The sequence below is a fragment of the Rhodococcus sp. CX genome (genome assembly GCF_015865005.1).
GTDB lineage: Bacteria > Actinomycetota > Actinomycetes > Mycobacteriales > Mycobacteriaceae > Rhodococcus.
Window position 1 is genome coordinate 1 of the sequence record NZ_JADZGH010000157.1, and the last position, 11,480, is coordinate 11,480.

Annotated in this window: 8 protein-coding genes and 1 tRNA gene; 3 read left to right on the forward strand and 6 right to left on the reverse strand. The window is 69.3% G+C overall.

The features are described from left to right. Positions 1-174: non-canonical purine NTP pyrophosphatase (locus tag I0Q12_RS16450; RefSeq protein WP_307846287.1), on the forward strand; the 174-nt coding region annotated here is incomplete at its 5' end. Positions 175-237: 63 nt separating this feature from the next. Here I0Q12_RS16450 and I0Q12_RS16455 read toward each other — a convergent pair. Further along, positions 238-1,524 (reverse strand): MFS transporter, encoded by a 1,287-nt coding sequence (locus tag I0Q12_RS16455; protein ID WP_231610816.1) that lies wholly within the window; start codon positions 1,522-1,524, stop codon positions 238-240. 181 nt (positions 1,525-1,705) lie between these two features. Beyond that, positions 1,706-2,293 carry a TetR/AcrR family transcriptional regulator gene (locus I0Q12_RS16460; RefSeq protein WP_197252924.1) on the reverse strand — a complete coding sequence of 196 codons (588 nt, stop codon included), beginning with the start codon at positions 2,291-2,293 and terminating at the stop codon, positions 1,706-1,708. Positions 2,294-2,410: 117 nt separating this feature from the next. Between I0Q12_RS16460 and I0Q12_RS16465 the strand changes: the two genes are divergently transcribed. Then, positions 2,411-3,652: an oxygenase MpaB family protein gene (locus I0Q12_RS16465; protein WP_197252925.1), complete on the forward strand. Its 1,242-nt coding sequence runs from the start codon at positions 2,411-2,413 to the stop codon at positions 3,650-3,652. Here I0Q12_RS16465 and I0Q12_RS16470 read toward each other — a convergent pair. The 4 genes from I0Q12_RS16470 to I0Q12_RS16485 all read right to left on the reverse strand — a co-directional run bounded on the left by I0Q12_RS16470 (position 3,649) and on the right by I0Q12_RS16485 (position 5,170). After that, the gene (locus I0Q12_RS16470; protein WP_197252926.1) at positions 3,649-4,080 is read right to left on the reverse strand and encodes a protein-tyrosine phosphatase family protein; all 432 of its coding nucleotides are present in this window, start codon (positions 4,078-4,080) and stop codon (positions 3,649-3,651) included. The two genes, I0Q12_RS16465 and I0Q12_RS16470, sit on opposite strands and share 4 nt — an antisense overlap. A 25-nt stretch (positions 4,081-4,105) precedes the next feature. Then, positions 4,106-4,474: a DUF3817 domain-containing protein gene (locus tag I0Q12_RS16475; protein ID WP_197252927.1), complete on the reverse strand. Its 369-nt coding sequence runs from the start codon at positions 4,472-4,474 to the stop codon at positions 4,106-4,108. Next, positions 4,471-4,893: a transcriptional regulator gene (locus tag I0Q12_RS16480; RefSeq protein ID WP_197252928.1), complete on the reverse strand. Its 423-nt coding sequence runs from the start codon at positions 4,891-4,893 to the stop codon at positions 4,471-4,473. The genes I0Q12_RS16475 and I0Q12_RS16480 overlap by 4 nt, the downstream gene beginning before the upstream one ends. Positions 4,894-5,087: 194 nt before the next feature. Continuing rightward, a tRNA-Leu gene (locus I0Q12_RS16485) sits at positions 5,088-5,170 on the reverse strand. A 927-nt stretch (positions 5,171-6,097) separates the two neighbouring features. On the opposite strand from I0Q12_RS16485, the gene I0Q12_RS16490 reads away from it, so the two are divergent. Then, on the forward strand, positions 6,098-11,480 hold a 5,383-nt coding region (locus I0Q12_RS16490), incomplete at its 3' end, for a fatty acid synthase subunit beta domain-containing protein (protein ID WP_197252929.1).

Genomic DNA, 11,480 nt, shown 5'->3' on the forward strand with positions numbered 1-11,480 from the left:
GTCAATGCCTCGAGCGCCGGCACCAACGGCTTCGGATACGACCCGGTGTTCCGGCCGGAAGGTGAGGAACGCACCTCCGCCGAACTCAGCGCGGAGGAGAAGGACGCGGCGTCGCATCGCGGGCGCGCCCTCGCGCTGCTGGTGCCGGCGCTCGAGGCATTGACCAGGGGCTGAGCCCGGGACCGAACGTGGCCGCTCCCTGCCCGAATGTGCGGGCGGGGAGCGGCTTCCGGTTCGTCAGGTCTGCGCCAGGGCGGTGGGATGCGCCGGGGTGTCGATGCCCGGGATGCCGCGTCCGCGCAGCGACGCGCCCGCCGTCTCGGCCACGAAGCACAGTGCGACCAGGCCGACCGCACACGCACCCATCATGTAGAAGGCGGGCACGAGATCGTTGCCGGTCCGCTCGACCAGCCACTCGTTGATCGCGGGGGCGGTCCCGCCGAACAGCGACGTCGCGACGTTGTAGGAGATCGCGAATCCGGCGAACCGCACGTGCGTGGGGAACATCGCGGGGAACGTCGCCGAAATGGTCGACAACTGCAGGACGTACAACAGGCCGAGGGTGGTGAACGCGACGATCGCCCAGCCGAAGTTCACCGACATCAGCAGATACATCGGGATCGCGAGAACCAGCAGGCCACCCATCGAGACCGCCCACAGCGGTTTGCGGCCGACCCGGTCCGACAACGCGCCCGAGAACGGGATCACCGCCATCATCGCGAGCTGGCCGATCACCACCAGGACCAGCGACGCCGTGCTCGTCAGCCCGATCCGGTTCTCCAGATAGGTCGGCATGTAACTCAGCAGCGTGTAGTTGCACACGTTCAGGGCGATGACCAGGCCCATGAGCTTGACGATCGGTCGCCAATACCTGGCGATGAGGTCCTTGAACTCGGCACCGACGCTGCTCTCCTCCTCGTGCGCCGCCTCGAGTTCCCGGAACACCGGGGTCTCGTCGAGCTTGGAACGCAGATACAGACCGACCAACGCGAGCGGACCGGCGACGAAGAACGGCAGCCGCCAGCCCCACGTCGCCATGAACGCGTCCGTCGAGAGCAGGTCGACCATCAGCACGAGGATCGCGCCGACCGAGAATCCGCCCAGCGTGCCGAACTCGAGGAAGCTGCCGTAGAAGCCGCGCTTGCGGTCGGGGGAGTACTCGGCCATGAAAGTCGCCGCGCCGCCGTATTCGCCGCCGGTCGAGAAGCCCTGGATCATGCGGAGCAGGACGAGCAGCACCGGCGACCAGAACCCGATCGACGTGTACGAGGGCACGGCGCCGAGCAGCACCGTCGCACTACCCATCAGCAGGATGGTGAGGGCGAGGATCTGCCTCCGGCCCAGCCGGTCTCCGAGCGGGCCCCACACGAAGCCGCCGAGCGGTCGCACGAGGAACGAGACGGCGAAGACACCCAGCGTGAGCAGTGTGGCGGACTCGAGGTCGCCGGGAAAGAACGAGTCGGCGATGTAGGTGGCGGTGTAGGCGTAGACGCCGTAGTCGAACCACTCGGTGAAATTGCCCATCGCGGACGCGCCGATGGCCCGCCGCACCTGACCTGGTGATTCTCGACGAGGCTCCAGGGTTTGGTCTGCCGGACCGATCTTCACGAATGTTCCCCTCGGTGTAATCCGATATTTCGGGCAAGTACCCGAGGAGGGGAGGGATGAAACCCCCGGTGTGCCTTTCTGGCGGTCGGAGCCGCCACTACTGCACACGGGCGGCGGAGCCGCCCTGCAGCACCGTCTGCACGTAGGTCGTCACCATCGCGGTCATCTCGTCCGCGACCGTCTCGCGATCGATGTCGGGCTGCTCCAGGACGTACGCGATCGCGACGTTCTCGACGGTCCGCACCAGCATCCACGCGATCGTGTCGAGAGGCCGGCCCGAGCGATGCGCGCGGTTGGAACGCAGCCACACCGCGAACAGGGTCTCGATGCGCTGCTCGAACTCCGATAGGCGACTGCCCGAGGTGCGGGGGAGTTGTTCGATCATCACCCGCAGCAACCGCGGGTTCTCGCCGAGCGCGTCGAGCAGTTCGAGCATCGTGGCCCGTACCGACGACGACCAGGTGGGTCCCTCCAGTGCCGTCGTGAACACGCGCGAAATGCGAGCATGCAGTTCCGTCGTCCACCGATCGACGACCTCCGCGACGATCGCGTCCTTGTTCGGGAAGTACTGGTACAGCGACCCCGGACTGATGCGCGCGTGGGCGGCGATCCGGTTCGTCGACGCGCCTTCGTAGCCGTGTTCCAGCAGAACTGCCCGGCCCGCGTCGACGATGCGCTCGACCATCGCACGGGAGCGGTCCTGTCGCGGTGTACGCCGCATCTGCCGGCGGTCGGGTGTCGTCACAGGTGCCCCCGAAATGCGAATTGAACGCGAGTAAACGCTCGTGTGAACATGACCCGCATGATGACACGGGAGCTGTCGACGGACGCCGAAGCCGGTCCGTACCCTGCGCGGTTCGCCGGAATCCGCCCGCGCAACGAGCGCATCGGCCGGCCCCTGAAGCACTTCGCCAAGGTCGACACCGTCGACGAGGAACTGCTCGATCGGATCGGCCGGCGCATGTTCGCGCGCGACGAGCTCGGGGCGTCCCTCGTGCACGCGATGCGCCGCGACCGCACCGACCCGCAGCGCGTCACCATGCGGCAGTTCCACCAGGCCCTCGAACACGGAATCGACAGCGTCGCCGACGCTCCCGAGGCGCTGCGCGAGTTCTTCGCCGTCGTCGACACGGTGCCCGACTGGGTCGACTTCGACCTGCTCGAGAAGGGCGCGCGGGCGTTCCGCCGCATGGGCCGCAGCCGCAACGACGTGCTGCTCCAGCTCTCGCTGATCGGCGGCTACCGCTTCGGTGGCCCGCCGGACCTGCTGGTCGCGACCGGAGGTCTGACCGGCTCCACCGCAATGCGACGACTCGGCGAAACCCAGAAGTGGGGCACCGCGGTCGGCGAGCCGGGCGGGATGCGCCGTGGCGGTGAAGGATTCAAATTGACCGTGCACGTGCGTGCCATGCACGCCTTGGTCAATCACCGATTCGAGACCAACGGCCGCTGGGACGTCCAGCGCTGGGGCCTGCCCATCAACCAGACCGACCAGGCCGCAACCCTCGGACTGTTCAACGGCACACTGCTGCTCGGCGTCCGCGCCCTCGGCTACCGGGTTTCGCGCGACGAATCCCGCGCGGTCATGCACCTGTGGAAGTACGTGGGCTGGCTCATGGGCATCGACGAGGAGTGGCTGTTCGACAGCGAACGTCAACAGCACCGTTTCAACTACCACGTCGTGCTCGTGCAGGACGACGTCACGCCCGCCGGTGCCGATCTGTCCCGCGCCCTCGTCGACGGCCAGCGAGATCTGAACTACCGCCGGTTCCCGACACTGCGTGGACACTACGAGCGACTGCGCCTGCTGAGCATGCTCCGCTTCTTCCTCGGCGCCGAGGGCCTGCGTGATCTGGGGTTGCCCTCCGTTCCGCCGCTGGCCGTCGCGCCCGTCATCGCGGGGAACGTCGTCAAGTCGACGCTGATCAACCGCACCCCGGCGGGCCGGCGATTCCTCGAGCGGGTGGGGGATCGCGCCGCGCGGCGCGAACTGAGCCTGAAGTTCGGTGCCGCGGAGCCTACCGTCGGCAAGCTGAACGTCTAGCGGAAGCGAGTGACATACCTTCGCTGCCAAGGTGTTTCGACGGCGCGCGGCGAGTAGTGCTGGCGGACGAACGTGACCGCTTCGTCGCGTGGCACGCCGTCGAGGACGGCGAGGCAGGCGAGGACGGTGCCGGTGCGTCCGAGTCCGCCGGAACACGCGATCTCCACCCCTTCGCCGGCGGCGCGTTCCCATGCCTCGTGGATCGCGGCCGCGGCGTCGACGCGGTCGGTCGGGAGGCGGAAATCGGGCCATCGCACCCAGCGTGACGGCCACGGTGTCGGCGGGGGATCGCGACGCTGCAGGTATACCGCGAACGTCGGGAGCGGACCGTCGGGCAACGGATGGCGCAGGCCGCGGCCCCGGACGAGCCGGCCCGACGGCAGGCGCAGGACTCCCGCCGCCGCGGGGTCCCAAGGTTCGCGTGTCACAGGTCGGGTGCCGCAGGGGCGGGTGTCAGACCCCGAAGTCGGCCTTCACCTGCCGGGTGCGCTTGTGCTCGACGAAGAACGACAGGAACGGGATGGTGCCGGCGATGAGCGTTCCGATCGTCCGGGTCAGCGGCCAGCGGACCTTGATCGACAGGTCGAACGTGAGCACCAGGTACACGGCGTACACCCAGCCGTGCACGATCGCGATCCACGACGGGACGTTCTCGATGCCGATGACGTACTTGGCGATCATCTCGCCGACCAGCACCAGCAGCCAGATGCCGGTGGCGTAGGCGAGGACGCGGTATCGCAGGAGCGCCGAGGAGATCTTCTTCCGGTCGGCGTCGCTGAGGGTCCGCGGCGCTGTGCCGGTCTTCTCGGGGGTGGTGCTCACTGACCGCTCCTTCCGGACCTGCGCGCGAGCTGCGCGAGGTATTCGTTGTACTCCAGTGTCTGCCGGGCCTCGGGGTCGTCGAGGTCGGCGTCGTCGGCCGGTTCGAGATTCCGGCCGGGCCGCGGGGGCAGCAGGTGTTCCGGAATCTCGGTGGGCTCGGACGATGCGGACGGCCGCGGATCCCCGGTCTGCTCGGCCTCCGACTCCTCGGCTTCGAGGCGCACGAACCGTCGGTACGCGTAGACGCAGAAGAACGCGAACGCCGGCCACTGGAAGGCGTATCCCAGGTTCTGGGCGGTACCGCCGACTGCCTCGAAACGGGTCCACTGCCAGTACCCGAGAGCGAGGCATCCGGTCGCCGCGACGACGACCAGGACGATCAGCGCGACCCGGCGGGGCGGACGACGAGTTTCGGACACGACATCGACGGTACCCGAATGGGGCGCCGACCTGCCAAGACCGGTCGGTTGCCGTGCGCCAGGTCACGCTGGGTTTCCGGTGGGCGATGAGTCGGAAACCCGCGCGAGGCGGTATTCGACAGTTGTGAACGAAACGAGGTCACGAACCCGGGAGTTCGTGACCTCGTTTCCGCAGTTCACGGTACTGCTACGTGTGCGCGAGGGGGGACTCGAACCCCCACGCCCTCAAGGGCACCAGGTTCTAAGCCTGGAGCGTCTGCCATTCCGCCACTCGCGCGCCACGGACACAATACGTCACGAACCCGACTGCTCCGATTCGAAGCTGAACCTGCGTCGTCCCGCCCACGTGGGGGTCTGGCTGTGGCAGTTGGGGCACAGGAATCGCACGTTGTGCGGTCGGGAGTCGAAGTGGTTTCCGTCGATGTGATCGACGTGAAATACCAACGGCTCGTCGCACCACACCGGTCCGATTCCGCACCCCTCGCACTTGTGGGGTCGTCCCGACTCGATGAGAGCCCTCCGTAACCGCTTCGGAGCCTGGCGGTTCGAAGCGACGGGTTTGAGCGTCAGAATCTCGTCCCAGCGGAGGCGATTCTTCGGGGGACGACCTTTCTGCGGGTTCTCTCCGGTGAAGTGCGAGGTGTCGATTCCGAGTCGTTTGACCCTTCTGGAGATGTGCGCGTGCGTGCCGCCGTCGGGTCTTCCGCCCATCAGTCGTATCGCAGCGGAGAGGTTGGCTGACAACCGAACGGCCTCCTCGAGCATCTCTTTCGTGTACTTGACCGGTCTCACCATTGCGCCCCTCGAATCGAAAGTGTGTTCGAACGAAGTGAAGGTAACGCTCGGGTCCGACAAGTTTCGCTGCTCGAGCACGCCGCCGCTCGCTCGTCAAGATAGTAACGATTAGATAACAATAAACGTGAGGGTTTCCTCGGGTTCGTGGACGTCCTCGCACCGGCCCAGCCAGCGCGGACGACACCTACTCGCGGGTTACCTTCGCCGTTACTGTGAGACAAATCACTGGTCAGGGCACCGCGCGACACTCTTCGCGAAACAAAACATGAGGAATTCCTCATGATTCTGTGTCAATCTGGGCCACGCACGTAAGAGCAGATGAGAGCCCATGCAACACGCCAACGACGGCGAGTGCTTCCAAAGGATTCACGCCTCGACCGCAGGGGTGTTCAGGAGAGGAACAACACGCGTGACGATCGACGAGACCACACCAGCCGACAACGGACGGAACTCGAAGGCATCACGACGCACAAACGAACGGGGGGTCACCACTTCGCGGTCCGGCGCACTGGTCGACAAGATTCTCGCCGGTGAGCCCTACGCTCTCGCGTTCGGTGGTCAGGGTGCTCCCTGGCTCAGCTCGCTCGACGAACTCAGCCGTGACAACGGCCTCGAGCCGGTCCTGACGGACCTGGTCAACGCCGCCGCAGCAGCCCTCGCTCCGGTCGCCCACGACCTGGTGGTCGTGCGCCCCGCCGGTTTCGACCCCGTCGCATGGATCCTCGAGCAGGACGTCGCTGACGAGGACGAGCAGCCGGCCGCGGGCCCGTCCGCCGCCACACTGACTTCCGCCGCGGTGTCCCTCCCCGGCGTGTTCCTCACCCAGGTCGCCGCCCTGCGCGCCCTGGCCAACCAGGGTCTCGACGTGTCCGCGCACGCGCCGACCGCCGCGATCGGCCACTCCCAGGGTGTGCTGTCGGTCGAGGCCGTCGCTGCCGGTGGCCGCAAGGACGCCGAGATCCTCGCGATCGCGCAGCTCATCGGTGCTGCCGCGACCCTCGTCGGCCGCCGCCGCGGCCTCATCTCCGGTGCCGAGCGTTTCCCGATGCTTGCCGTCGCGGGTGTCGATCCCGAGCGTCTGCGCGCCATCGTCGCCGACGTGTTCGAGGGCCAGGACCCCGAGCGCAGCGCTGTCGTGGCGATCCGCAACGGCCGCCGTCGCGTCGTGCTGTCCGGTCCGCCGGCCGCGCTCGCACGCGTCCAGCAGCGCTGCGAGGAGATCTCCGCCGCGGAGACCCGCGAGCGCGAGTCGAAGAAGCGCGGCGGTGCCGTGTTCGACCCGACCTTCGAGCCGGTTTCCGCCGAGGTCGGCTTCCATCACCCGGCCCTCGCGGACGCGGTCGAGCAGGTCGCCGACTGGGCGTCGCGCTGCGACCTCGACGTCGAGCTCGCCCGTTCCCTCGCTCAGGCGATCCTCGTCGACCCGGTCGACTGGGTCGACCTCGTCGACGGTGCCGTCGCCTCCGGTGCCTCGTGGATCCTCGACCTCGGCCCCGGTGAGCTCCTCACCCGCATGACCTCCGCCGGTCTGCGCGGCCAGGGCGTCGGCATCATCGCCGCCGCAACCCGCGGTGGCCAGCGCAACCTGCTCACCCCGGGCGCCGAGCCCGAGGTGCCGCGCGCGTGGACCGAGTTCGCGCCCAAGCCTGTCGCTCTGCCCGACGGCCGCCTCGGTGTCGAGACCGCGTTCACCCGCCTGACCGGCCGTTCGCCGATCCTGCTCGCGGGCATGACCCCGACGACGGTGGATCCGAAGATCGTCGCTGCCGCCGCGAACGCCGGCCACTGGGCCGAGCTCGCCGGTGGTGGCCAGGTCACCGAGCAGATCTTCGCCGACCACGTCGAGGAGCTGAAGGAGCTGCTCGAGCCGGGTCGCGCCGTGCAGTTCAACTCGATGTTCCTCGACCCGTACCTGTGGAAGCTCCACGTGGGCGGCAAGCGTCTCGTGCCGAAGGCCCGCGCTGCGGGCGCGCCGTTCGACGGCGTCGTCGTCACCGCCGGTATCCCGGAGCTCGAGGAAGCGGTCTCGATCATCGAGGAGCTCACCGAGGCCGGCATCAGCCACGTCGCGTTCAAGCCGGGCACCGTCGCGCAGATCCGCTCGGTGATCCGCATCGCGAACGAGGTCCCCGACTACCCGGTCATCGTCCACATCGAGGGCGGCCGCGCCGGTGGTCACCACTCGTGGGAGGACCTCGACGACCTGCTGCTCGACACCTACGCCGAGCTGCGCACCCGCCCGAACCTGGTGCTGTGCGTCGGCGGTGGCATCGGCACCCCGGAGCGGGCCGCCGACTACCTGACCGGCCGCTGGTCCACCGAGTACGGCTTCCCGGCGATGCCGCTCGACGGCATCCTCGTCGGCACCGCCGCGATGGCGACCCTCGAGGCGACCACCGCTCCCGAGGTCAAGCAGCTGCTCGTCGACACCCCCGGCACCCCCGACTGGGTCGGTGCGGGCACCGCGTCCGGCGGTATGGCCTCGGGCCGCAGCCAGCTCGGCGCCGACATCCACGAGATCGACAACGCCGCATCGCGTACCGGCCGCCTGCTCGACGAGGTCGCCGGTGACGCCGACGCCGTCGCCGCCCGCCGCGACGAGATCATCGCCGCGCTGGACGTCACCGCGAAGCCGTACTTCGGTGACGTCGCCGAGATGACCTACCTGCAGTGGCTCACCCGCTACCTGGAGCTCGCGGTCGGCACCGATTCCGCGTGCGAGTTCGACTGCGGCACCGACCTGGGCGACGCCGTCGCCGAGGCCCACACCAGCCCGTGGCTGGACGTGTCGTGGCGTGAGCGTTTCCGCGAGATGCTGCAGCGTGCCGAGGCCCGCCTGCATCCGGTCGACCGCGGCCCGATCCCGACGCTGTTCGACGACGACGCCGTACTCGAGCGGCCCTACGCGGCGCTCAAGGCGCTGACCGGGCAGTACCCGGACGCCGGTGACGTCGTGCTGCACCCGGCGGACGTGCCGTTCTTCATCTCCCTGTGCCGCACCCCGGGCAAGCCGGTGAACTTCGTGCCGGTCGTCGACCAGGACGTGCGTCGCTGGTGGCGGTCCGACTCGCTGTGGCAGGCGCACGACCCGCGCTACACCGCCGACCAGGTCTGCGTCATCCCGGGCACCGTCGCCGTCGCGGGCATCACCCGCGCCGACGAGCCCGTCGGTGAGCTGCTCGACCGCTTCGAGAAGGCCACCGTCGACGAGCTGCTCGCCGCCGGCGCCGAGCCGGTGCAGGTCGTCGCGCGTCGTCACCAGGACCGCGCCGCCGGGCTGCTCGACGCCGTGTTGTCCGCTCCGGACGTCGCGTGGGCCGGGCGCCAGACCCTCAACCCGGTCCACCGTCTCGGTGATGTCGCCGAGTGGACCGTCGAGGCCGACGGCGCCGCCGTTCACGCCCCGACCGGTGCGACCCTGAGCGTCCTCGACGACGAGCACGTCGGCCTGCGCGTGCCGCTGCTGCGCGACAAGGCCGTCGAGATCCGCATCACCGTCCCGGCCTCCGTCCGCACCGGCGGTGCGCCGGTCGTCACCGAGGAGGACGCCGCCGCGTCGATGTCCGCGCTGCTCGGTGTCGCCGCCGGGCAGGAACTGCCCGCTGTGAAGAAGGGCGCCGCCCGCATCACCCTCGGCTGGCTGCCCGAGAAGATCGCCGACCACGCCGGTGTCACCGGCGCCGGCCTGCCCGCCAACCTGACCACCGGCCCGAACGGTGTGCCCGACGTGCTCGTCGGTGCGTGCTGGCCCGCGGTTTTCGCCGCGCTCGGCGCGTCCAAGACCGACGACAACCTCTCGGTCATCGAGGGCATGCTCGATCTGGTCCACCTCGACCACGCCATCGACGTCAAGAACGGTCTGCCGACCGATCCCGCGATCCTCGGTGTCAAGGCGCAGGTCACCGACGTCGCCGACACCGACCTCGGTCGTGTCGTCGAGGTGCGTGTCGACATCGCAGCCGACAACGGTGACGGCTCCGGCGACAACGTCGTCGCGCAGCTGATCGAGCGGTTCGCGATCCGCGGCCGCACCGGCACCGTCGAACTCGCCGACCCGGTCCGCGCCGGTGGATCGCTGTCGGAGGACGCCGCGGACACCCCGCGTCGCCGCCGCCGCGATGCCGTGATCGTCGCCCCGACCGACATGAGCGCGTTCGCTCGCGTCTCGGGCGACCACAACCCGATCCACACCTCGGACAACGCCGCGCTGCTCGCCGGCCTGGGCTCGCCGATCGTGCACGGCATGTGGCTGTCGGCCGCCGCCCAGCAGGTCGTGACCGCGATCGAGGCCGACGCGAAGCTGCCGGTCCGCCGCCTGACCGCCTGGACCGCCCGGTTCCTCGGCATGGTCCGTCCGGGCGCGCAGATCGACGTGCGCGTCGACCGCGTCGGCACCGACAAGGGCGCCGAGATCATCGAGGTCGGCTGCCGCGTCGACGGCGACCTGGTGATGGTCGCGACCGGCCGCACCGCCGCCCCGAAGACCGTCTACGCGTTCCCCGGCCAGGGCATCCAGCGTCCCGGCATGGGCCTCGACGCCCGCGCCCGCAGCAAGGCCGCCCGCGAGATCTGGGACCGCGCCGACAAGCACACCCGCAAGGCGCTGGGCTTCTCGATCCTGGCCGTCGTGCGCGACAACCCGACCGTGCTCAAGGCCCGCGGCGTCACCCACAAGCACCCGGACGGCGTGCTGCACCTGACGCAGTTCACCCAGGTCGCCATGGCGACCCTCGGTGTCGCGCAGATCGCCGAACTCCGCGAGGCCGGCGCGTTCGTCGAGGGCTCGTTCCTCGCGGGCCACTCGGTCGGTGAGTACAACGCGCTCGCCGCGGTCGCCGGTGTGCTGCCGCTCGAGGCGGTGCTCGAGGTCGTGTTCCAGCGCGGCTCGGCGATGCACGCCCTCGTCCCGCGTGACGAGCACGGCCGCTCGAACTACCGCATGGCCGCGATCCGGCCGTCGCAGTTCGGTGTCGCCGACGAGGACCTGCAGGACTTCGTGGCGGGTGTCGCCGCGGAGGCCGGCGAGTTCCTGGAGATCGTGAACCTGAACCTGCGCGGCTCCCAGTACGCCATCGCGGGCACGGTCGCGGGTCTCGAGGCCCTGGAGTCCGTGATCGAGCGCAAGGTCGCCGAGTTCGGCGGCAAGCGCGCGTTCATCCTGGTCCCCGGTATCGACGTGCCGTTCCACTCGACCGTCCTGCGCGGCGGCGTGGACGACTTCCGCGAGCGTCTGCTGCACCTGCTCCCGGAGCAGATCGACCCGAACATCCTCATCGGCCGCTACATCCCGAACCTCGTGCCCAAGCCGTTCAACCTGGGCCGCGAGTTCATCCAGGAGATCGCCGATCTGGTTCCCTCCGAGCCCCTCGCCGAGGTCCTCGCGGACTTCGACGCCTGGGCCGCGAAGCCGGTCGAGCTGACCCGCGTCGTGCTCGCCGAGCTCCTTGCGTGGCAGTTCGCGTCGCCGGTCCGCTGGATCGAGACGCAGGACCTGCTGTTCGCCCCCGAGGAGGACGGTGGCCTCGGTGTCGAGCGGTTCGTCGAGGTCGGCCTCGGTGCCGCCCCGACCGTCGCGAACCTGGCGTCGCAGACCCTGAAGCTGCCCGGCCGCTTCGGTGAGCCCGTCGAGGTGCTCAACATCGAGCGTGAGGCGTCGATCGTGTACTCGACCGACGTCGATCCGGCCCCGGTCGAGGACGACGAGCCCGCTGCTCCGGCAGCGGAGGCGGCCCCCGCGGCCGCCGCGGCTCCCGCCCCGGCAGCGGCTCCGGCCGCCGCACCGGCCGGTGGAC